Source organism: Nitrosococcus halophilus Nc 4, assembly GCF_000024725.1.
Lineage (GTDB): Bacteria > Pseudomonadota > Gammaproteobacteria > Nitrosococcales > Nitrosococcaceae > Nitrosococcus > Nitrosococcus halophilus.
Genome location: NC_013960.1, coordinates 2,489,012 through 2,511,756 on the forward strand (window position 1 = coordinate 2,489,012; position 22,745 = coordinate 2,511,756).

Genomic DNA, 22,745 nt, shown 5'->3' on the forward strand with positions numbered 1-22,745 from the left:
TAAGGTAACAAAGTCGCTGATTGACCCCTGGCCTACCGATACGTGGTTTCCCAGACGCGTTGAGCCAGCGAAGAGAATATCTGCCCTCTAGGGTAGGTGAGGATTAATAAACAACTTAACGTATTCCATTAGGATTACCCTGTCGCTAGCGTTTCTCGTCTAGGGATAGAGGTACTTGCATGCAAAAAATATGAGTGGAAACTACAACGCCGCCGCAATTGAAGTGCTCACTGGCTTGGAACCGGTGCGTAAGCGGCCGGGCATGTATACCGACACCCAACGACCGAACCATTTGGCCCAGGAAGTTATCGATAATAGCGTCGATGAGGCCATTGCTGGTTTTGCCACCCAGATTGAAGTTGTTCTCCATCCCGATGGCTCCTTGTCGGTGGGTGATGACGGAAGGGGGATGCCGGTTGACCTCCATCCAGAAGAGCAGTTGCCGGGGGTGGAGGTGATCCTCACCCGGCTTCATGCGGGCGGTAAATTTTCCTCGAAAAGTTATCGCTTTGCGGGGGGATTGCATGGGGTAGGGGTGTCGGTAGTCAACGCCCTTTCCTCCCGCCTAGAGGTCTGGATTCGACGCAATGGCTGCGAATATCACATGGCTTTTGCCAACGGCGAGCGGATTTCCGCTTTAAGGGCGGTTAATAAAGTGGGGAAGCGCAATACAGGCACTCTCCTGCATTTCTGGCCGGATCCGGTATTTTTCGATACCCCTAAATTTTCTGTAGCCCGGCTTAAGCATGTTTTGCGTGCGAAAGCGGTACTGTGCCCAGGTCTTAACGTAATCTTTAGGGAGGCTGCCACAGGGGAGACGGTCAATTGGTGTTATCAAGAGGGTCTCTTGGCTTATCTCAGGGATGAGTTAGGCGAGACCCCGCGGCTGCCTGAACAACCCTTTACCGGAGAAATGCAGGGCAATACCGAAGAGGTCTGTTGGGCTCTAGCTTGGTTGCCAGAAGGTGGCGAGGTGGTGGCGGAGAGTTACGTTAACTTGATTCCCACGCCCCAGGGTGGGACCCATGTCAATGGCTTGCGGGCGGGACTGCTGGAGGCCATTCGGGAGTTCTGTGAGTTTCGGAATCTGCTGCCAAGGGGGGTCAAGTTGGCCCCGGATGATGTTTGGGATCGAGTAAGTTATGTTCTTTCGGTTAAACTTCTTGACCCTCAGTTTTCTGGACAGACGAAAGAACGCTTATCTTCCCGGGAATGTGCGAGTTTTGTTTCGGGAGTCATCAAAGACGCTTTTAGCCTTTGGCTCAACCAGCATGTGATTACTGGGGAAGCGATTGCGGAGCTGGCGATTAGCAACGCCCAGCGGCGTTTGCGCCAGGCTAAAAGGGTGGTGCGCAAGCGAATCCAGACCGGTCCCGCACTCCCTGGGAAATTGGCTGACTGCACCAGTCAGGATGTGAGCCTTACGGAACTTTTCTTGGTGGAGGGGGACTCGGCCGGTGGCAGTGCCAAGCAGGGCCGGGACCGGGAATTCCAGGCTATCATGCCCCTCCGTGGCAAGATTCTAAATACCTGGGAGGTGGATCCAGCCCAGGTGTTAGGTTCTCAAGAAGTACATAATGTTGCGATTGCGGTAGGGGTGGACCCGGGTTCTGATAATCTTGATGGCTTGCGTTACGGTAAAATCTGTATTCTTGCCGATGCTGATTCTGATGGCGCCCATATTGCCACCTTACTTTCGGCGTTGTTCTTACGCCATTTCCGCCCCCTAGTTGAAGCCGGTCATGTCTATGTGGCCATGCCACCCCTGTATCGTATCGATGTGGGTAAGCATGTTTTCTACGCCCTGGACGAAGCTGAGCGGCAAGGGATCCTCGACCGGATTGCCGCGGAAAAGATTAGAGGAAAAATAAATATACAGCGTTTTAAAGGTCTAGGGGAGATGAACCCCATGCAACTGCGGGAGACGACCATGGCGCCAGAAACACGACGATTGGTGCGTTTGACGGTGGCTCCCCATGATGACACGGACCAGTTGCTGGACCGGCTTCTATCCAAGCGACGGGCCGCTGATCGGCGGCAGTGGCTGGAGGAAAGGGGTAATTTGGCCGAGCTATGAGCATATCCATGAATACCGATATTGAAGAACGGTCCCTGGGGGATTTTGCGGAAAAGGCATACCTGGATTACTCCATGTATGTCATTTTAGATCGGGCGCTCCCCCATCTGGCGGACGGGTTAAAGCCAGTGCAACGGCGTATTATTTACGCCATGTCTGAATTGGGCTTATCGGCCAGTGCCAAATATAAAAAATCGGCCCGCACTGTCGGCGATGTCCTCGGAAAATATCATCCCCATGGAGATAGTGCTTGCTATGAGGCCATGGTGCTCATGGCCCAGCAGTTCTCCTACCGTTATCCCTTAATTGAAGGGCAGGGAAATTGGGGCTCCCCCGATGATCCTAAATCTTTTGCCGCCATGCGGTACACTGAGGCCCGTTTAGCGCCTTTTGCCGAGCTATTGCTATCGGAAATCGGGCAAGGAACGGTGGAGTGGGTACCGAACTTCGATGGCACCTTGCGGGAGGTGAGCCTGCTTCCGGCGCGGGTTCCCCATGTGTTGCTCAATGGGGCCACCGGGATTGCGGTGGGGATGGCCACGGACATTCCGCCCCATAATCTGGGAGAAGTGGTCGCCGCTTGTCTACGATTGTTGGAACGGCCCAAAGCGACTGTGGCTGAACTCTGTGATTGCCTTCCAGGGCCGGATTATCCCACCAAGGCTGAGATCATTACGCCGCCAACAGAACTGCTCAAAATGTATCAGACGGGACACGGAAGTGTGCGGATGCGGGCCTGCTATACCCTGGAGAAGGGTGATATCGTCATCAATGCCTTGCCTTATCAGGTCTCGGGGGCGCGTATTTTGGAGCAAATTGCCCAGCAAATGCAGGCTAAAAAGTTGCCTATGCTGGTGGATCTTCGGGACGAGTCTGACCATGAAAATCCCACTCGCTTGGTTTTGGTACCCCGTACCCGGCGAGTGGAGGTGGAAACGGTGATGTCCCACCTGTTTGCTACCACGGATCTAGAACGTAGCTACCGAGTCAACCTCAATGTCATTGGTCTAGATGGCCGGCCCCAGGTAAAAAATCTTCGTGATCTGTTGGCGGAGTGGCTCCATTTTCGCATTGAGATTATACGCCGTCGCCTCCAGCATCGTTTGGAGAAGGTACAGGATCGCCTCCAAATTTTAGCGGGTCTGCTGATTGCCTATTTGAACATTGATGAAGTCATTGCCATTATCCGCAAGGAAGAGGAACCCAAGCCTGTTTTGATGGCGCGGTTTGAGCTTTCGGATCGTCAAGCTGAAGCCATTTTAGAGCTAAAATTACGCCATCTCATGCGCTTGGAGGAGACTAAAATTCGAGCTGAAGATAAAGCCCTGGCGGCAGAGCGGAAACGGCTTGAGAAGATCCTTGGTTCAGAACGTCAGATCAAAGGCTTATTGCGTAAGGAATTGGTTGCAGATGTTGAGAAATTTGGTGACGCTCGCCGTTCACCGATAGTGGAACGGCCGTCGGCAACCGCGTTAGATGAGCAAGCCCTGCTGCCGGCGGAGCCCATTACCGTGGTTTTGTCTGAGAAAGGCTGGGTACGGGCAGCGAAAAGCCATGAGGTGGATCCTACAACCCTTAGCTACCGTACGGGGGATGGTTATCGGGCTTCCGCCCGTGGCCGCAGCAACCAGCCGGCAATATTCTTAGACTCCACTGGACGTAGCTATACTTTGCCTGCCCATGGCCTGCCTTCGGCCCGGGGACAGGGGGAGCCCTTGAGTGGACACCTCCAAGTTGTTCCGGGGGCAGAATTTGTCGCCGTATTGTTGGCGGAGCCAGAGATCTTCTACCTGATGGCGAGTGACGCGGGTTATGGTTTCCTGTGCCAGGCAAAGCACTTATACGCCAAGAATCGGGCCGGTAAGGCGGTATTGAATTTATCTGCGGGAGCGAGGGCTCTTCCCCCAGTACCGGTGGCTGACATAGAGGTGGAGCAGATAGCGATTGCGACCAATACCGGCCGCTTGCTATTGTTCCCTCTAGGCGAACTTCCTATCATGACCCGGGGTAAGGGGGTGAAACTTATTCATATTCCTTCGCCCCGCTCTGCCCAGCGTCAAGAGGCGGTGCGTGCTCTGGCCGTTGTGCCCCCGGGGGGAGCGCTGCAAATCTTTGCGGGGCGTCGTCACCTAACGCTCAAGTCAGAGGATCTGGAATTCTATCGGGGGGAGCGGGCCCGGCGTGGCCATACTTTGCCGCGAGGCTTTCGACAGGTGGAGCAAATAGTCCCCGTGGCGTAATTTTGCCCGATGAGGGAGGACAGAGACTAAGCCGTGCCAAAGAATGGAATCGGCCCTTTTTTGAGAGCCCAAAAGCGACGGGCGGTGGTGGTTGCCCACGATATCCTGGCCGTCTGCTTAGCCTGGGTGCTTGGCTATCTTACCCGTTACAATTTGTCGCCCTATTGGGTGGATTGGGAGTCTTGCCTCAGCGCTTTGCCGGTGATCATCGTGGTCCAGAGTGTGGTTTTGATCTGGACAGGGCTTTATCGAGGTTTGTGGCGTTTTGCCAGTATTCCTGATTTACTCAATATTATTCGCGCCGTGGGTTACGGGGCCCTTTTAGTTGCGCTCACACTTTTCCTTATCAATCGTTTACACGGGGTGCCCCGAAGTATACTGCTGCTTTATCCTATCTTTTCCTTGCTTCTACTGGCAGGTCCCCGGCTTGCTTATCGGATGTGGAAAGATCGCCGCCTTACCCTGGCTGCGGGTCCTCATCGAAAACGAGTCCTGATCTTAGGGGCGGGGCGGGCTGGTGACTTGCTGGCCCGTGATATGTTAGGTGAGGCAAACTACTTGCCGGTGGCGTTTCTGGATGACCGGCGCGATCTGGTCGGACGGCAGGTGCGGCGGATCCCCGTGGTCGGGGTGTTGGAGCAGTTGCCTGCCAAGGCAGATGAGATGGCTGCGGATGTGGCCGTGATTGCCATGCCTTCCGCTAATAGCCGACAGATGCGCCGTGCTGTTTCCCTCTGTGAACAGGCGGGTATCCCCTATCGCACTTTGCCCCGTTTGCAAGACTTGGTCTCGGGTCAGGCAAGTATCAAGGAACTTCGTGAAGTGGCCATTGATGATTTGCTTGGGCGGGACGAAGTATTTTTGGATTGGGATCGCATTCGCCAAAGTCTGGCGGGCAAATCCCTCCTGGTTAGTGGCGGGGGGGGATCGATTGGTTCCGAGCTTTGCCGGCAGTTGGCTCGCCTAGGACCGGCTGCCTTGATTGTCATCGATAACAATGAATATCGACTCTATCGCATTGAGCAGGAACTGCGGCAGGGATTTTTAGCGCTTAATCTCTACACTTATTTGTGTGATGTCGGCGATGAAACCAGTGTGAAGGAGATCCTCGGGCGCCATCTTCCAGAAGTGGTGTTTCACGCGGCGGCTTATAAGCACGTGCCTCTCCTTGAACGGCAAGCACGGCAGGCGGTGGGGAACAATATTTTGGGGACTCGCTGTTTGGCGGAGGCGGCACAACAAATAGGTTGCGGGGCTTTTATTTTAATTTCGACTGATAAAGCGGTTAATCCAACCAGCGTTATGGGGGCAAGCAAGCGGGTCGCGGAACTTCTTTGCCAGGGCCTTAACCGGCGCAGTGGCACCCGATTTATTGTGGTCCGTTTTGGCAATGTACTAGGATCGGCAGGAAGCGTGGTCCCATTATTTCAAGCTCAAATTACCGCCGGCGGGCCAGTCACGGTAACCCACCCTGAAATGACCCGCTATTTCATGACTATTCCCGAGGCCTGCCATTTGATTACCCAGGCGGCTGTGATTGGTAAAGGGGGGGAAATATTCGTTTTGGATATGGGGGAGTCCATTAAGATTACAGAGCTTGCTGAGGAAATGATCCGTCTCTCTGGCCAGGAGTCGGAGGTGGAGATCGTTTATACGGGGCTTCGGCCAGGGGAAAAACTCCATGAGGAATTATTTTATGAGCATGAAGCCCCTTTGCCTACTGAATCACCCAAAATTTTGTTGGCCCAGCATGGGGTTGTTGAGTGGCAGCGTTTGGAACGGGAGTTAGCGGAGTTAGAGGGGGTTTGGCGGTTAGGAGATGAATTGCAGGTGAAGCAAGCACTGGAGCGCATATTATCGAAAGTGGGCGCAGAAGTTGAATTTCAACCGGCGGATTCCAAAGTGATAGCAATCAACAGGAGTCAATTATGACACAACCAATTACTAAGGCCGTGTTTCCTGTGGCGGGTCTAGGTACTCGTTTTCTTCCTGCGACCAAAGCAAGTCCGAAAGAGATGCTGCCAATTGTGGATAAGCCTTTGATTCAATACGCAGTTGAAGAGGCTATTGAGGCAGGAATTAAAGTCATGATTTTTGTCACCGGGCGAAATAAGCGACCCATTCCTGATCATTTCGATAAGGCCTACGAGTTAGAAGTGGAATTGGAAAGGCGTGGCAAAAGCAAGCTACTCGAATTGATACGGGATATTATTCCCAAGGGCGTGACCTGTGTTTATATCCGCCAAGAGGAAACCCTCGGGTTAGGGCACGCGGTTCTCTGTGCGGCACCAGTCGTGGATGAGCAACCCTTTGCGGTGATCCTTGCCGATGATCTGATTAATGCGGAAGAGGAGGGGTGCCTCTCCCAAATGACGAAGCAATTTAGTAAGCATCGTTGCAGCTTAGTCGGGGTGGAGGAAGTGGATCCGGAAAGTACCGATCAATATGGTATTATCCAGCCCGGTTTGGCTGAGGGGCGAGAGTATAAGGTGGAGGGGATTGTGGAGAAACCCAAACCGGTAGAGGCCCCTTCTTCACTGGCAGTCGTGGGTCGTTATATTTTGACGCCCCGTATCTTTAATCTATTGCAGGCCACTCCCCGTGGTGTTGGCGGCGAGATTCAATTGACTGATGCACTCGCTACCTTGTTGAGCCAGGAATATATGTTCGCTTATCGCTTTAAAGGTAAGCGTTATGACTGCGGCAGTAAATTAGGTTATCTTCAGGCCACCGTGGAATATGGTCTTAAGCACGGTGAGTTAGGCGACTCTTTTAGAGATTATTTGGGCCATCTGCTAGCCCATGAAGAACTTTAAGCTTTGAGTTAGTGGGGAGGCGAGTATTAGGAACATAGCCATAAAAGAATAAGTCTAAAGGGCGAAGGTTATTCTGTCCAAAGGGGCATGGCCCATGAGCAAAAAAGATGTAAGCGTACTTAGAAAAGGTCGAGCGCTTCGTAAAGCACGGCCTACCCCTAAGGGGCGGCAGGTTGATTTTAAAGCGCTTGAGGAAATAAGGGCTTTACTTGGCGATAGCCCCCGTCGAGCCGATCTTTTAATTGAATTTCTCCATCAAATTCAAGATACCTATCATCATATCTCCGCAGCTCATATTGCTGCTCTCGCCCGTGAATTAAAGCTTTCCCAAACTGAAGTTTACGAAGTGGCGACCTTCTATCACCATTTTGATGTGATCAAAGAAGGTGAGTCTCCACCTCCTCCTCTCACCGTTCGGGTTTGCGACTCGGTGACCTGCGAAATAGGGGGGGCCAAGACTTTGATCGCCGAATTGAAAGCGGTCTTGGGGGAAGGCGTGCGGGTCCAGAAAGTTCCCTGTGTAGGGCGTTGTGAACAGGCGCCTGTGGCCGTGGTTGGCGTGAATCCCATCGGTCACGCCAGTGCCGATAAGGTGGTCGCTGCGGTAGCAGCCGGTCACTGTGGTCCTGATCAATTCCCCTCTCTTAGCTATGCTGAGTATTGCGAGCAAGGGGGTTACCAGTTATGGCGAGATTGTGTGGCTGGCCGCCGGGATCCGGAAAGTATTATCTCCATGCTGGAGGAGTCGGGATTGCGGGGACTGGGTGGGGCTGGCTTTCCTGCGGGGCGCAAGTGGCGGATCGTCCGCCAGCAGCCGGCCCCCCGGTTGATGGCAGTCAATATTGATGAAGGCGAGCCAGGGACCTTTAAGGACCGTTACTATCTGGAGCGAGATCCCCATCGGTTCCTGGAGGGGACCTTAATTGCGGCTTGGGCGGTAGGAATTGATGAAATTTTTCTTTATTTACGGGATGAATACGCGGGATGCCGGCAATTATTAGAGCGGGAATTGGCCTTATTGCATGCTGATCCCCCCTGCCAGCTCCCGCAACTGCACCTTAGGCGCGGTGCTGGCGCCTATATCTGTGGCGAGGAATCGGCCATGATCGAGTCCCTTGAGGGCAAGCGGGGTATGCCCCGGTTGCGCCCCCCCTATGTGGCTCAGGTGGGATTGTTTGGACGCCCTACCCTAGAACATAACCTGGAAACTTTATATTGGGTTCGAGAGATTGTCGAGAAAGGGCCAGATTGGTTTTCTTCCCAGGGGCGTCACGGACGCCAGGGGCTGCGGTCGTTTTCGGTAAGCGGTCGGGTCAAGAAGCCGGGTGTCCATTTGGCTCCGGCTGGCATTACCCTCAAAGAGCTTATTGAGGAATACTGTGGTGGGATGCTGGAGGGACATGAGCTCTATGGGTATTTCCCAGGAGGTGCCTCGGGGGGCATCTTGCCTGCCTCCATGGGCGATATTCCTTTGGATTTCGACACTTTACAACCCTATGGCTGTTTTATTGGTTCGGCCGCCATTATCGTCTTTTCTCAGCATGACAGGGCCCGGGAGGTGGCTTTAAATGCCATGCGGTTTTTTGAAGATGAATCCTGTGGCCAGTGTACCCCCTGCCGAGTTGGAACGGCTAAGGCCTCTAAGCTCATGGAAGTATCAACCTGGGATCAGCCCCTTTTGGAGGAATTGGCCCAGGCCATGGCGGATGCCTCCATTTGCGGTCTAGGGCAAGCCGCGCCTAATCCCCTGCGGTGTGTCATGAAATACTTTCCAGAGGAGGTCGGCTGATGGCTGCTAATCCTGAAGTGCTCCAGGAAGGAGAATTAATCTCATTTAAGCTGAATGGCAGAAAAATGAGCGCCCAGCCGGGAGAAACTATTTTGCAGGTCGCCAAGCGCAATGGGGTTCTCATTCCCCATTTATGCTACCAGGAAAGCATGCGTCCTGATGGTAATTGCCGCGCCTGCATGGTGGAAATTAAAGGGGAACGGGTATTGGCCCCCTCCTGTTGTCGTCAGCCCAGCGAAGGAATGGAGGTGGAAACGGACAATCAGCGGGCCCGCCATTCCCAGAAAATGGTGCTGGAATTGTTGCTCTCGGATATGCCGGAGAAGGCTTATACTCTCCACTCGGAACTGGATCACTGGGCCCGGGAGTTGAGGCTAGGACCTCCGCGATTTTCTGCCCGCAAGCAAGCCCCGGCGGATCTCTCCCATCCGGCGATGGCGGTGAATCTGGATGCTTGTATCCAATGTACCCGTTGTGTGCGAGCTTGCCGTGAGGAGCAGGTTAATGATGTCATCGGCTATGCTTTCCGAGGACCTCATTCAACCATTGTCTTTGACCAGGGCGATCCCATGGGAGAGAGTACTTGTGTGGCCTGTGGCGAGTGTGTCCAAGCCTGTCCTACGGGCGCTCTCATGCCTGCTGGCGGGGTTGGTCTAATTCAATCGGATAAGGCGGTAGAATCCGTTTGTCCCTATTGCGGAGTGGGTTGTCAACTTACTTACAAGATTAAGGAAAATCGGATTCTCTATGTGGAGGGGCGGGATGGTCCCGCCAACCATGGCCGCTTGTGTGTTAAGGGACGCTATGGGTTTGATTATGTCCATCATCCCCACCGCTTAACCAAACCCCTTATTCGCCGCCAAGAGGCTCCTCCCAAGTCAGCTGATTTGGTGATGGATCCGGCGAATCCCTACACGGTATTTCGGGAGGCAAGCTGGGAAGAAGCCCTTGAGTTTGCCGCTGCCGGGTTGAAAAAAATCCGCGGTGAGAAAGGCCCCAAGGCCCTGGCGGGTTTTGGCTCTGCCAAAGGGAGTAATGAGGAGGCCTATTTATTCCAGAAGCTAGTGCGCACGGGGTTTGGCTCCAATAATGTGGACCATTGCACCCGGCTATGCCATGCTTCCTCCGTGGCGGCCTTGTTGGAGTGTATCGGTTCCGGGGCGGTCTCTAATCCAGTGGCGGACGTGGGTCAGGCCCAAGTGGTTATTCTTATTGGCGCCAACCCTACGGTTAATCACCCGGTGGGAGCGACTTGGATCAAGAATGCCATCAAGCGAGGCACTCGGTTGATTGTGATGGATCCTCGGCGTTCCGAATTGGTCCGCCATGCCACTTACTTTTTGCAGTTCAAACCGGGCACTGATGTGGCCCTGCTTAATGCGTTGATGCACACAATTATTGAGGAGGGCTGGGTAAACCCGTCATTTATCGCGGAACGAACAGAAGCCTTTGAGGAAATGAAACGCCACCTCCAGGTCTATAGCCCGGAGGCGATGGCCCCCGTTTGCGGGATTCCTGCCCAGACTCTCAGGGAAGTGGCTCGTCTCTATGCCACTTCCAAGGGTTCCATGATCCTTTGGGGGATGGGGATTTCCCAACATACTTATGGCACCGACAATGCCCGCTGTTTGATTTCACTGGCTTTGATGACGGGGCAAATTGGTCGGCGAGGTACCGGCCTACATCCCCTGCGGGGTCAAAACAATGTGCAAGGAGCCTCTGATGCGGGCTTGATCCCCATGGTGTTTCCGGATTATCAACGGGTGGATAACGTCGAGGCCCAGGCCAAGTTTGAAGCCCTTTGGGACTCATCCCTAGATGCCCAGCCAGGTCTGACGGTAGTGGAAGTGATGGAGGCTATTACCGCCGGAAAACTCCATGGGATGTATATAGAAGGTGAGAATCCGGCCATGTCCGATCCCGATGCCCACCATGCCCGGGAGGCCTTGGCTAAGCTGGAGCATTTAGTGGTGCAGGATATTTTTCTTACCGAAACGGCGTATCTTGCCGATGTGATATTACCCGCTTCCGCCTATCCAGAAAAGACGGGAACTTTTACCAATACGGACCGATGGGTGCAGCTTGGGCGCCAGGCCATCAACCCTCCGGGAGAAGCGCGCCAGGATCTCTGGATTATCCAAGAGATGGCCCGCCGTCTAGGGCTTGAGTGGAATTATTCGGGGCCGGCTACGGTATTTGCAGAGATGCGCCGGGCGATGCCAAGCATTGCGGGCATTACCTGGGAGCGTTTGGAAAGAGAAAGCGCGGTGGTCTATCCTTGCCGCCAAGAAGGGGATCCGGGTGAGCCGGTGGTCTTTATTGACAACTTCCCGACTTCCAGTGGACGGGGTAAATTTGTTCCTGCCGATATCTTACCGCCTGATGAGCGTCCTGATAAGGAATATCCATGGGTCCTCATTACCGGGCGGCAGTTGGAGCATTGGCATACGGGGAGTATGACCCGTCGGGCTGCGGTGCTTGACGCAATTGAGCCAGAAGCGGTAGCGTCTCTCCACCCCTTGGATTTAGAGGAATTGGGGGTGAAGCCCGGGGGGTGGGTGACGCTCGCTTCTCGGCGGGGCCAGGTGACTCTTGAGGCTAGGGCCGATGATGCGGTACCTAGGCACGCGGTTTTCATGGCCTTTTGTTACTATGAGGCGGCAGCCAACTTGCTTTCCAATCCTGCATTGGATCCCGTGGCTAAGATACCAGAGTTCAAATACTGTGCGATTAAGGTCTCTGCGGGTGGGCAAGCGCCCCGTCTTTCCAGTTACGGTGGCGGTCAGACAGAGCAAAGTATTCCCCTCTAGAATTGGTTAACATTGGGAAATTGACAACGAGGCGCCCGCAGGCGCCTCGCTTATTTCTAATGCCTGCTGGTGCTAAATAGGGTGCAAGGGTAGCCTATTTCTCGGTGTACCACTTGGTCCCGGAGATATGGTGTCCTTGGTTAAGGAAAGATAAAATCCAGCTGTTTCATTTGGACCAGTATTATCTTGAGCGGGACTTTATCCGCCTACGATTAAAAGACGGATAGTGAGTGCCTTAGTGGTTAGCAACTAAAATATAGTGTTCCTAATAAAATGAGGATACTCGTTAGCAATGATGATGGTTACCTAGCTCCTGGAATCCGCGCGCTTGCCGATGGTTTAGCCGAAATTGCAGAAGTTATCGTGGTGGCACCGGACCGGGATCGGAGTGGTGCGAGCAATTCCCTCACCTTGGATGCTCCGCTGCGTGCAACTCTTGGGGAGAACGGTTTTTATCGCGTGGAAGGGACCCCGACTGACTGTGTCCATCTAGGCATTACCGGGTTATTAGAAGAAGAGCCTGACATGGTTGTTTCAGGTGTCAACGGGGGAGCTAACCTAGGTGATGATGTTATTTACTCGGGCACAGTGGCCGCGGCCATGGAAGGACGATTCCTGGGGCTGCCTGCCATTGCGGTGTCTTTGACCTCTGCTGAGCCTGGGCATTTTGATACTGCAGCCTGGGTGGCGCGTCGGCTGGTCACAAGGCTCATGGAAGATCCATTACCTGCCGATACCATCTTAAATGTCAATGTGCCCAATTTGCCTAGAAGCCAAATTACGGGTTTTGAAGCGACACGCTTAGGCCATCGGCACCGGGCTGAGCCGGTGATTAAAGGTGCCGACCCCCGTGGGCGCCCCATTTATTGGGTGGGTCCGGCAGGTGAGAGTCAGGATGCGGGGCCGGGTACTGATTTTCATGCCATTGCCCAGGGTGCAGTTTCCATTACCCCTATTCAAGTGGATCTGACTCGTTATGAAGCCCTAGACAAAGTAGCTGGATGGCTGCGGCGAATCCCTAATCCATGAAAAAAAATTTGCTTGGCACCGGGATGACTTCTCAGCGTAGCCGAGACTGGCTGGTCCAGCGGTTGCGTGAAGAGGGTGTCCGGGATCCTAAAGTGCTCAAGGCAATACAAAAGACGCCTCGCCATATTTTTGTGGATGAGGCGCTTTCAAGTCGGGCCTATGAAGATACGGCCCTCCCGATTGGTTTTGGGCAAACGCTCTCGCAGCCCTATATTGTGGCGCGTATGACAGAGTCACTCCTTGCGGGAGGACCGCTCCAGAAAGTATTGGAGGTGGGTACAGGCTCTGGTTATCAAACGGCAATTTTAGCGAACTTAGCAGGGCTGGTGTATACGGTAGAACGAATCAAGCCTCTGCTGATGCAGGCCCAAAGACGCTTCAATCGCCTTGGGATCACCAATATCCGACTTAAATGTGCCGATGGTTTTTGGGGGTGGCCAGCCTGTGGGCCTTATCAAGGTATACTGGTGACCGCTGCGCCTATGGAGGTACCCCAGTCATTACTCAAACAATTGGCTATAGGGGGGCGAATGGTGATTCCGGTAGGGGCGCAGGGGGCCCAATCCTTAATATTAGTGACTAGAACCTCTGACGATTTCGAAATAGAAACCTTGGAGCGGGTCAGTTTTGTGCCTCTCGTAGGAGAGCAAATTTGATGCGATTTTTTTCTGTGTTGTATAACAAGGCCATGGGCTGGTCGCGGCATCGCCATGCCTCTCGTTGGTTGGTTTTGGTCAGTTTTACCGAGTCTTCCTTTTTTGTAGTGCCCCCTGATGTCATGTTGGCACCTATGTCCTTAGCGTGTCCCAATCGGGCTTGGCATTATGCCATGCTCACCACTGTGGCATCGGTGCTTGGAGGATTGCTAGGGTATGGTATCGGGGCGTTAGCTTTTAGCCTAGTGGAGCCTTTATTGCACCAATTGGACTATTGGGATGCCTATTTGAAGGCCCGCCTCTGGTTTGAGAATTGGGGGGGATGGGCCGTGCTTCTGGCCGGTTTTTCTCCCATCCCTTACAAAGTATTCACGATTGCTGCTGGAGTGGTGGCCATGCCACTTCTCCCTTTTATTTTAGCTTCTCTAGCCGGTCGGGGGACTCGGTTTTTTTTAGTGGCAACTTTAATGCGCTGGGGAGGGGTCCGGATGGAAGTTGCACTTCGGAAATATGTTGATGTCATGGGCTGGGGGGCTGTGGTGATTGCGATTGTAGGTTACTTGCTTTTGTCAAGGTAATCCGTGGCCAATGAAATAAAAAGTAGCATGCTATCGTACTCCAGAAGAGGCTTTGGCTTTTGTTCTTGAAGCCTTGACTACTGTGGGTCTGTTTCAGTGCGTTTTTTACTGGCCTTGACAATGACAGTTTTTCTTGGGGCCTGCAGCGGCGGTGGGAGAATGGCTCCTGTCCATCATCTTGGCGCTGTTCCCCACTTGGGTCCTCGTCCATCCTATTATATTGTGAGGAAGGGAGATACGCTGTATTCCATTGGCTGGAGATATGGGGTGCACTACCGCACACTAGCCCATTGGAATAAAATTCGCCCTCCCTACACCATCTATGTGGGACAGAAATTACGTCTGACCTCCCCTTCTAAGGGGGCTTCTAAGGGTCAATCCGCTGCTTCAACCTCTAAGCCGAAAAAGGCAGTTGATGATAAAAAGGCCAAGGTTAAATTAGCAGCTTCGCCTCCATTGACTGAGGCAAAGGTATCAACATCTGAGAGAACCGCGAAGACAGTTCAAGGTATTCGTTGGTATTGGCCTACCGAGGGGGAAGTCATTCGGCAGTTTTCCCATAAGGAATCCGGGCGCAAGGGAGTGGAGATTACAGGCCGGTTAGGCCAGCCCATAGTCGCCGCGGCGGATGGCAAGGTGGTTTATAGCGGAATGGGGTTGCCACGTTATGGGAAACTGATTATCGTTAAACACGATAATAATTTTCTTAGCGCTTATGCCCATAATCAGTTATTAATCAGCAAGGAGGGCGAGTTAGTGAAAGGCGGGCAGAAGATCGCTGAAATGGGACGCAGCGGAACTGACCGAGTTAAACTCCATTTTGAGATTCGCCACCAGGGCCGGCCCGTGGATCCCTTGCGCTATTTGCCTAAATAGGGCTTCTGAAATCTTACTTCATTCCCCTTGCTGCCCTAAATTTCTAGCGCCATATTCGGGTGAATTTTCCTGTTTCAGGTATAATTTGAAAATAATGAGCGGCTTTTCTTTTGTTTAATCCGTAATTAAAGGGTGTCAGCCATGATAGAACAGGGCGCCGTAATGCAGCGGGCCAGTAACCTCAAAGGGCGTTTGGAGGCCCTGAGGGGGTATCTTTGACTTCGCGGCAAAGCAAGAACGGTTAGTGGAAGTCGAGCGGGAGCTGGCCATCCCTTCCGTTTGGAATGAACCGGAGCGGGCGCAACGGCTTGGTCAAGAGCGGGCGCAGTTGCAGGCCGTAGTGGGTCCCTTAGCAGCGTTGGGTGAGGAAATTGGCCAAATCAAGGAATTGTTTGAACTTGCTGTAGAGGAAGGGGATGAAGACACTGCCCGGGAAGTAAGCGCTGAGCTAGAGACGATGGAGCAGCGTTTGGAAAAGTTGGAATTCCAACGCATGTTTGCAGGTGAAATGGACCCTAACAATGCCTACTTGGACATTCAAGCGGGCTCTGGGGGTACCGAGGCCCAAGATTGGGCCAATATGCTGCTGAGAATGTACCTGCGTTGGGGGGAAAAGCATGGTTTTAAAACTGAGCTTACTGAAGTCTCTGCGGGCGAGGTTGCCGGGATCAAAAGTGCCACTATTCGTTTTGAGGGGGAATACGCCTTTGGTTGGTTGCGAACTGAAACCGGGGTACACCGCTTAGTGCGGAAATCACCCTTTGACTCGGGTAATCGTCGGCACACTTCGTTTGCCTCGGTATTTGTCTATCCTGAAGTGGATGAAAGGATAGACATTGAGATCAATCCGGCGGATTTACGTATCGATACCTATCGGGCCGCCGGTGCCGGCGGGCAGCATGTTAACCGGACCGACTCGGCGGTGAGGATTACCCACTTACCCTCCAATATCGTCGTTCAGTGTCAAAGTGAACGGTCCCAGCATCAGAATAAAGCCCATGGGATGGCTCAGCTTCGCGCCAAGTTATATGAACTGGAGATGCGCAAGCGCCAAGCGGAGAAACAGGCAGCGGAGGAGGCGAAAGCGGATATTGGTTGGGGCAGCCAGATTCGGAGCTATGTCTTAGATCAGTCCCGCATCAAAGACCTCCGCACAGGGGTTGAAATGGGTAATACCCAAGCAGTATTGGATGGGGATTTGGATCTATTTATCGAGGCGAGTCTCAAAAGTGGGCTCTAGTTGCTTGTAAAGATAATTCTTTAAGTAGGGTGTTGAGCCGGGTTGAAACAAGAAAATATTCTGTATAGAGACGAGATGGTTGAACAGGAAGAGAGCGAGCTGATTGCCCAGCGGCGGGCAAAATTGGCTGAACTTCGTGCGCGGGAGAATCCCTTTCCCAATAACTTTCGGCGCAATGTGATGGCCGGTGAGCTGCAGGCGGAATATCACCATAGAAGTGCAGAGGAACTGGAGAAACGGCCCTTGCGGGTCAAAGTGGCTGGCCGCATGATGACCCGGCGGATTATGGGGAAGGCAAGCTTTGCCCATATTCAGGACATGTCGGGGCGAATCCAGCTTTATATCCGCCGCGACCAGCTACCGGAAGAAGGTTATCGGGAATTCAAGCGTTGGGATATTGGGGATATTGTAGGGGCCGAAGGTGTGCTCATGAAGACCAACAGCGGTGAGCTTTCCGTCCGGGTCGATGGGTTGCGGCTGTTGACCAAATCCTTACGTCCTTTGCCTGAGAAATTTCATGGCTTGGCGGACCAAGAAACCCGCTATCGGCAGCGTTATCTCGATCTCATCATGAATGAGGTGACCCGAGAAACTTTTCGTCGGCGTAGTTATATTATCGATCGGATACGGCGTTATTTAGGGGATAAGGGGTTTCTCGAAGTGGAAACGCCTATGATGCAGGCAATTCCCGGTGGCGCTGTGGCTCGGCCTTTTATTACCTACCACAATACGCTGGATATGGAGCTGTTTTTACGGATCGCTCCAGAGCTTTATCTTAAGCGCCTCGTAGTGGGGGGGTTTGAAAAGGTGTTCGAGATCAATCGTAATTTTCGGAACGAAGGGCTTTCCGCCCGCCATAATCCGGAGTTTACGATGCTGGAGTTTTATCAGGCCTACGCCACCTATGAAGATCTGATGGATCTCACCGAGGCCATGATGAGGGACTTGGCGCAGACGGTGCTCGGTTCGACCGAAATTACCTATCAGGGCGAAACTTATGATTTTGGCAGCCCTTTTACCCGGATGAGTCTCAAAGAGTCCATTCTCTCGTTCAATCCCGATATCTTCCCCGCGGATTTGGAAACCCTTCCCGCTGCCCGTCGTGTAGCCGAGCATCTCGACATTCCCCTTCGGGAAAGTTATGGCCTGGGCAAGATACAGCTTGAGATCTTTGAGAAGACTGTGGAGTCTAGACTTAAAAACCCCACTTTTATCACTGCTTATCCTACAGAGGTCTCGCCTTTGGCGCGGCGCAATGAAACGGATCCCTTGGTAGCCGATCGGTTCGAATTTTTTGTTGGCGGGTGGGAAATCGCCAATGGTTTTTCTGAGCTGAATGATGCCGAAGACCAGGCCGAACGTTTCCGGGCCCAATTACAAGACCGGGAAGCGGGTGATCAGGAGGCAATGCATTTTGATATGGACTATATTCAGGCCTTGGAATATGGCATGCCGCCCACGGCGGGAGAGGGTATTGGTATCGACCGCCTGGTGATGTTATTGACCGACTCCCCTTCTATCCGTGATGTCTTGTTATTCCCCCATATGCGGCCGCGGGAGAAGCTAGCAAAATCCTAGATTGAGGATGAGGGTTGACCTTCAGCCTGCCTATGTTCTTCATCTACGCCCTTATCGGGAGACCAGCGCCCTAGTCGAAATTTTCACTCAGGATTATGGGCGGGTCGGATTGGTTGCCAAAGGAGTGAGGCAACGGCGTTCCAAAGCCATTGGTTTATTACAACCATTTTGTCCTTTGTTGCTTTCTTGGGTAGGTCGGAGTGATTTGGTGACTCTGACTGGAGCGGAGGCAGCGGGTAGGGGACCCGCCTTGACGGGAGAAGGATTGGTCTGCGCCTTTTATCTTAACGAGCTGCTGTTGCGCCTGCTACCGCGCCGTGATCCTTTTGAAGCCCTATTTTCAGTGTATGCCCATTCACTCCCGCCGCTGGCTAATTCCCAGCAGCGGCAGCAGGCTTTGCGCTTGTTTGAACGAGATTTGCTGACCTACTTGGGGTATGGGCTAACCTTAACACATGAAGCCGATACCCATCGGCCGATAGACGCGGAGCAATGGTATAGTTATCAATTAGAGAAAGGCCCGCAGCGATTCCAATCGGAAGATTTGGGAGGGATGAAGGTCCGAGGACGTACTTTGCAGGCTTTGGCCCGGGGAGAGTTGGCGGATCCTGTGAGTCTGCACGAGGCTAAGCAGCTGCTACGGTGGTTACTAGCCTTTCAGCTAGGGGATAAGCCCCTAAAAAGCCGGGCTCTGTTGGAGGAATTACGGCAATTAGGTAAAGCAAGCAGAAAGATGAAAGCCCATGACTGCAAGTAACGCTATTTTGCTCGGCGTCAATATTGACCACGTGGCGACTCTGCGCCAGGCTCGGGGGACCCGTTATCCTGATCCGATCCAAGCCGCCATTGAAGCTGAACAGGCGGGGGCGGAGGGAATTACTCTCCATCTGCGGGAGGATCGCCGCCATATTCAGGAGCGGGATGTGGCCTTGCTAAGCAATATTTTGCTTAGCAAGATGAATCTAGAGATGGCGGTTACCGAAGAGATGTTGGCGATTGCTGAGAAATATGGCCCCAAAGACTGTTGTCTGGTACCAGAACGGCGGGAGGAATTGACCACGGAGGGAGGATTGGAGGTGGCCGGCCAATTGGGGCGTATCACTGAGGCCTGCGCTCGCCTGAAGGAGGCGGGAATCAGGGTCTCCTTGTTTATTGATGCTGATCCTTATCAAGTGGAGGCCGCCGCCCAAGCTGCAGCGCCGGTCATTGAGATTCATACCGGCCATTTTGCTGATGCCGAGGATGAACGGAGTCGGCAAAAAGAATTTCAGCGGATTGTCGAGGCAGTGAGACAAGGGCGAGAAGCCGGTCTCCAGGTCAATGCGGGACATGGACTGAACTACCAGAATGTAGCTGCCATTGCGGCGATTCCGGAAATTGTCGAACTCAATATTGGTCATGCCATTATTGCTCGTGCTCTGTTTACCGGGATGCAGGCGGCGGTCAGGGAGATGAAACGCCTGATGAGAGAGGCCCGCGGGTGATTTTTGGGATTGGCACTGACATTGTCCAGGTTTCCCGGATAGTTGCCCTGCTTGAACGCCATGGTGAGCGATTTCCCCGGCGTATCCTTACCGGGGATGAGTTTAAAGAATTTGGCGTAAGTAAACAGCCGGCGTCTTTTCTGGCCAAGCATTTTGCGGCTAAGGAGGCCGCAGCCAAAGCTCTAGGCACGGGTTTTGGGAGTGGTTTGCGGCCTTGCCATATTGGGGTGGGCCATACTGAGCGGGGACAACCCTTCTTAATATGGCAGGGCCGAGCTCACGAACTGGTTCAGATCTTAGGTATCGGTCGTGCGCTGCTCAGTCTGGCCGATGAAAAGGATTACGCGGTGGCCTTTGTCACATTGCTGGTAGCGGGAGGCAACCTGGAATCGATTCCAAATCCGGATAGGGGCTAAATCTAATACTGGGGTAATCGTGATAGAGCTACGGGTTAGAGGAATAGGGATGAGCAATCCCCCGTCTCCCCTCCGGGCACCATTGGGGTCCGCCGCCAACTTATAGGGGAGTGCATATGGCGAGGATAAATTATCCTACTATTGAAGATTTTGTTGGCCGTACCCCCTTGGTAAGGTTGCAACGCCTACCAGGTAAGACCAGCAACACCCTTTTAGTGAAACTCGAAGGGAACAATCCTGCCGGCTCAGTGAAGGACCGACCGGCCTTGAGTATGATTCGGCATGCGGAACAGCGGGGGGAGATTAAGCCAGGAGATACTCTGGTGGAAGCGACCAGCGGGAACACCGGCATTGCCCTTGCCATGATTGCTGCCACCAAGAACTACCGGATGCGCTTGATCATGCCAGAGAACATGAGTGTAGAGCGGCAGGCAGTGATGAAAGCCTTTGGGGCTGAGATTATCTTGGTGTCGCCACAGGAAGGGATGGAAGGGGCCCGGGACTTGGCTTTAGCTATGCAAGCTGAAGGGAAGGGCCGGGTGTTGGACCAATTTGCTAATCCCGACAATCCCCGTGCCCATTATGAGGGAACGGGTCCCGAGATTTGGGAAGAGACCGGCGGCACGGTCACCCACTTTGTCAGTTCCATGGGCACCACCGGCACGATTATGGGAGTCTCTCGTTATCTCAAGGCCCAAAATCCGGCAGTCCAAATTATTGGTGTCCAACCCACGGAAGGGGCGAGCATTCCCGGGATCCGCCGTTGGCCAGAGGCCTACTTGCCTAAGATCTACGATCCCAGGGCAGTCGACCGGATTATTGATGTTTCTCAACAGGAGGCGGAAGAAACTACTCGGCGATTGGCCGCGAAGGAAGGGATTTTTGCTGGCATTTCTTCCGGGGGAGCCGTTGCAGCAGCCCTTCGTCTGGACCAAGAAGTCAGCCATAGTACGATTGTGGTAATTATTTGTGATCGGGGCGATCGTTATCTTTCTACCCCGGTGTTTCCTCACTAAGAAGAGAGGTTGGCGCTTCTTCCCATTCCCTAGTGTGCTTTTCTCCGCTAGGCTTTTGGGCTTCCTTAACACCCCTTGGCGGTGGACACTGTTGGGTCTTGGTTGGTTCTTCGCTGGGGGCGCTGTGGCGGTTGATAAACTGACCATCCCGATTGGCTATCTTGGCGAGGCTGGCTGGCGGGCAGAACAGGTTGGGGCTAATCTTCAGTTCCACGCTGCTGGCGGGCGCTCGCTCCGGCTTCATGTCAACCGTCTGTTACTTCCGCCTCCCTTGGATATTCTGCACCAAGTGGACATCCGCTGTGGGCGTATTGAATGGACCGCTTCCCATTTTCAGTGCCAAGAGGGAGTGGCCAGTTTCATTAGTGAAAAATTCTCTGCTCGAAGTAGCCCATTTAATTTGAGTTATCATTGGGTGACTGAGACGCTTTCCTTTGAGTTCAAGGCACTGAGATTGGCCGGCGGCTCCGCAGTGATCTCTGGACGCTTTGAGCAAGGACAATGGCAGTTATCCCTTTCTGGACAGTCTCTCAACCTAGCCCATGTACTTGATCTCTTGGCTCCATGGGGATTGCCATCTGGAGCCTGGCCCTCGGCATTCTCCTTAAGGGGAACGCTGGGATTAGAGATGAAATTAGCCGGGCAAGGCAAGTTTCTGCATAAGGTCAATCTTGGAGTCCAGTTTGATGAACTTGGTTTTTCTGATGCAAAGGCCCTCCAGGTGGGGGAGGCGGTGGCCGGCAGAGTTCAACTTAAGGGGAAAAATGCTGAAAGTGGTTGGGAGATGACCGCTGAGATGGTGCTCAATGGCGGTGAAGCCTATTTTCATCCCTTGTATTTTGCTTTCTCGGAAACCCCCATCCATGTCGATATGGCACTAGGGCAAGGAGAGGTTGACGGACAGTGGGAAATCCCCCGATTCAGCCTGAAGCAAACCGGGGTCATGGAGGCCAAAGGGTCCCTCCAGTTGGTCCAGCAAAGAATCACTAAAGCCCGGGTTCAGGTGACACAGGTCCCAATGCCCGCTTTGTATCAACACTGGTTGGAACCTTTTTTAGTGGGGACGGCCTTGGGGGATCTGGAAAGCGGTGGCCGCCTGGCCTTTGTTGTGGAATATCTCTTTCCTGACGGGTGGTTGCTGAAAGCCTTTTTCCACGGGGTGGATATGGTTGACCAACAGGGACGGTTCAGTATTGGGGGCCTTGATGGGCAATTTGGCTGGAGTACTCACGCCACTCCACTGATGACAGAGCTGGATTGGCAGGAAGGTCACCTCTACGCTTTGAAACTGGGTAAGGCGCGGCTAATTGCTGAAAGCAAAAAGAATGGGTTAAGGCTGAGGCAGCCGTTAAAGTTACCCGTGCTTGATGGCTATTTGCTAATGGATGATTTTGTCCTAAAAAATCCGGGTATCCCCTTAGCCCATTGGGAGTTGGAGGGGGTTTTAAGTCCCCTCTCCATGGAGAAACTCAGCCAGGCCCTGGATTGGCCAGTCCTCGCCGGGAAATTATCTGGAGTCATTCCCCGAGTTCGTTACCGGGAGGGGGTCATGGAAGTGGGAGGTGCTTTGATGGTGCGGCTATTTGACGGTACGATTGTGGCTCAGAATCTGCGCTTAGAAGATCCCTTGGGAGTATTGCCGCAACTTGAAGCGGATATTGATATTAATCGCCTAGACTTGGAAACCATGACCCAAACTTTTGCCTTTGGTAAAATTGAAGGTCAGATCAGCGGTCAGATACGGGGACTTCGTCTGGCGAACTGGCAGCCAGTCCAATTCGACGCAAAATTTGCAACTCCGGAAAATGATCCCTCGCGACATCGTATCAGTCAGCAAGCGGTGGATAGCCTCTCGCGGCTAGGTGGAGGTGCCAGTGGTCTGGTTTCCCGAGGTTTTCTAAAATTTTTTAAAGATTTTTCCTATGACAAGATCGGCTTGAGTTGCCGCCTGCTTCGCCAGATTTGTAGGATGGGAGGCCTGGGGCCTGCCAATGGGGGCTATTACATTGTGCGCGGCGGCGGCCTTCCCCGCATTGATGTTATCGGTTATACCCGTCAGGTGGACTGGCCGGTGCTAGTTAAGCGGTTGAAAAGAGTGACTTCAGCAAGCGGTTCGGTCACGGAACAAAAGTGAGAACAG

The 22,745-nt window shown here is 53.2% G+C and carries 17 protein-coding genes; all 17 read left to right on the plus strand.

All coding sequences use genetic code 11. The features are described from left to right. Positions 1-190: 190 nt before the first annotated feature. The 17 genes from parE to NHAL_RS11905 all read left to right on the plus strand — a co-directional run bounded on the left by parE (position 191) and on the right by NHAL_RS11905 (position 22,739). Entirely contained in the window at positions 191-2,077 is a 1,887-nt protein-coding gene (gene parE / locus NHAL_RS11825; RefSeq protein ID WP_013033374.1) for a DNA topoisomerase IV subunit B, read from the plus strand. After that, a complete protein-coding gene (gene parC / locus NHAL_RS11830; RefSeq protein ID WP_041354918.1) occupies positions 2,074-4,317 on the plus strand; it encodes a DNA topoisomerase IV subunit A in 2,244 nt (747 codons plus the stop codon). Before parE ends, parC begins: the two co-directional genes overlap by 4 nt. A 33-nt stretch (positions 4,318-4,350) precedes the next feature. Then, entirely contained in the window at positions 4,351-6,249 is a 1,899-nt protein-coding gene (locus NHAL_RS11835; protein ID WP_013033376.1) for a polysaccharide biosynthesis protein, read from the plus strand. After that, positions 6,246-7,133, plus strand: coding sequence for a UTP--glucose-1-phosphate uridylyltransferase GalU (gene galU, locus NHAL_RS11840; protein WP_013033377.1), 888 nt, complete (start codon positions 6,246-6,248; stop codon positions 7,131-7,133). The genes NHAL_RS11835 and galU overlap by 4 nt, the downstream gene beginning before the upstream one ends. A gap of 94 nt (positions 7,134-7,227) precedes the next feature. Continuing rightward, positions 7,228-8,922, plus strand: coding sequence for an NAD(P)H-dependent oxidoreductase subunit E (locus tag NHAL_RS11845; protein WP_013033378.1), 1,695 nt, complete (start codon positions 7,228-7,230; stop codon positions 8,920-8,922). Further along, entirely contained in the window at positions 8,922-11,732 is a 2,811-nt protein-coding gene (gene fdhF / locus NHAL_RS11850) for a formate dehydrogenase subunit alpha (protein WP_013033379.1), read from the plus strand. The genes NHAL_RS11845 and fdhF overlap by 1 nt, the downstream gene beginning before the upstream one ends. Before the next feature lie 273 nt (positions 11,733-12,005). Next, a complete protein-coding gene (surE, locus tag NHAL_RS11855; protein WP_013033380.1) occupies positions 12,006-12,761 on the plus strand; it encodes a 5'/3'-nucleotidase SurE in 756 nt (251 codons plus the stop codon). After that, entirely contained in the window at positions 12,758-13,417 is a 660-nt protein-coding gene (locus NHAL_RS11860) for a protein-L-isoaspartate(D-aspartate) O-methyltransferase (RefSeq protein ID WP_013033381.1), read from the plus strand. Before surE ends, NHAL_RS11860 begins: the two co-directional genes overlap by 4 nt. Then, the gene (locus NHAL_RS11865) at positions 13,417-13,995 is read left to right on the plus strand and encodes a YqaA family protein (protein ID WP_013033382.1); all 579 of its coding nucleotides are present in this window, start codon (positions 13,417-13,419) and stop codon (positions 13,993-13,995) included. The genes NHAL_RS11860 and NHAL_RS11865 overlap by 1 nt, the downstream gene beginning before the upstream one ends. A 159-nt stretch (positions 13,996-14,154) precedes the next feature. Further along, on the plus strand, positions 14,155-14,871 hold the full coding sequence (locus NHAL_RS11870) for a peptidoglycan DD-metalloendopeptidase family protein (protein ID WP_013033383.1): 717 nt from the start codon (positions 14,155-14,157) through the stop codon (positions 14,869-14,871). A gap of 141 nt (positions 14,872-15,012) precedes the next feature. Then, positions 15,013-16,111 (plus strand): peptide chain release factor 2 gene (prfB, locus tag NHAL_RS11875; RefSeq protein WP_013033384.1). Its coding sequence is split into 2 segments (ribosomal slippage): positions 15,013-15,087 and positions 15,089-16,111, totalling 1,098 coding nucleotides; the frame shifts between segments, so codons are not numbered across the junction. A 75-nt stretch (positions 16,112-16,186) separates the two neighbouring features. Continuing rightward, positions 16,187-17,689: a lysine--tRNA ligase gene (gene lysS, locus NHAL_RS11880; protein WP_013033385.1), complete on the plus strand. Its 1,503-nt coding sequence runs from the start codon at positions 16,187-16,189 to the stop codon at positions 17,687-17,689. 7 nt (positions 17,690-17,696) lie between these two features. After that, positions 17,697-18,446: a DNA repair protein RecO gene (gene recO / locus NHAL_RS11885; protein WP_013033386.1), complete on the plus strand. Its 750-nt coding sequence runs from the start codon at positions 17,697-17,699 to the stop codon at positions 18,444-18,446. Further along, positions 18,433-19,173: a pyridoxine 5'-phosphate synthase gene (gene pdxJ / locus NHAL_RS11890; protein WP_013033387.1), complete on the plus strand. Its 741-nt coding sequence runs from the start codon at positions 18,433-18,435 to the stop codon at positions 19,171-19,173. Before recO ends, pdxJ begins: the two co-directional genes overlap by 14 nt. Further along, on the plus strand, positions 19,170-19,589 hold the full coding sequence (gene acpS, locus NHAL_RS11895) for a holo-ACP synthase (RefSeq protein ID WP_013033388.1): 420 nt from the start codon (positions 19,170-19,172) through the stop codon (positions 19,587-19,589). Before pdxJ ends, acpS begins: the two co-directional genes overlap by 4 nt. Positions 19,590-19,705: 116 nt before the next feature. Beyond that, complete coding sequence (gene cysM / locus NHAL_RS11900) at positions 19,706-20,605, plus strand: cysteine synthase CysM (RefSeq protein WP_013033389.1); 900 nt, start codon at positions 19,706-19,708, stop codon at positions 20,603-20,605. Between the two features lie 124 nt (positions 20,606-20,729). After that, positions 20,730-22,739 (plus strand): hypothetical protein, encoded by a 2,010-nt coding sequence (locus tag NHAL_RS11905; RefSeq protein ID WP_013033390.1) that lies wholly within the window; start codon positions 20,730-20,732, stop codon positions 22,737-22,739. Positions 22,740-22,745 lie beyond the last annotated feature (6 nt).

Coding starts and splice junctions, on each gene's coding strand:
- parE (WP_013033374.1), top strand. CDS start 191: ATGAGTGGAAACTACAACGCCGCCGCAATTGAAGTGCTCACTGGCTTG.
- parC (WP_041354918.1), top strand. CDS start 2,074: ATGAGCATATCCATGAATACCGATATTGAAGAACGGTCCCTGGGGGAT.
- galU (WP_013033377.1), top strand. CDS start 6,246: ATGACACAACCAATTACTAAGGCCGTGTTTCCTGTGGCGGGTCTAGGT.
- NHAL_RS11845 (WP_013033378.1), top strand. CDS start 7,228: ATGAGCAAAAAAGATGTAAGCGTACTTAGAAAAGGTCGAGCGCTTCGT.
- fdhF (WP_013033379.1), top strand. CDS start 8,922: ATGGCTGCTAATCCTGAAGTGCTCCAGGAAGGAGAATTAATCTCATTT.
- surE (WP_013033380.1), top strand. CDS start 12,006: ATGAGGATACTCGTTAGCAATGATGATGGTTACCTAGCTCCTGGAATC.
- NHAL_RS11860 (WP_013033381.1), top strand. CDS start 12,758: ATGAAAAAAAATTTGCTTGGCACCGGGATGACTTCTCAGCGTAGCCGA.
- NHAL_RS11865 (WP_013033382.1), top strand. CDS start 13,417: ATGCGATTTTTTTCTGTGTTGTATAACAAGGCCATGGGCTGGTCGCGG.
- NHAL_RS11870 (WP_013033383.1), top strand. CDS start 14,155: ATGGCTCCTGTCCATCATCTTGGCGCTGTTCCCCACTTGGGTCCTCGT.
- lysS (WP_013033385.1), top strand. CDS start 16,187: ATGGTTGAACAGGAAGAGAGCGAGCTGATTGCCCAGCGGCGGGCAAAA.
- recO (WP_013033386.1), top strand. CDS start 17,697: ATGAGGGTTGACCTTCAGCCTGCCTATGTTCTTCATCTACGCCCTTAT.
- pdxJ (WP_013033387.1), top strand. CDS start 18,433: ATGACTGCAAGTAACGCTATTTTGCTCGGCGTCAATATTGACCACGTG.
- cysM (WP_013033389.1), top strand. CDS start 19,706: ATGGCGAGGATAAATTATCCTACTATTGAAGATTTTGTTGGCCGTACC.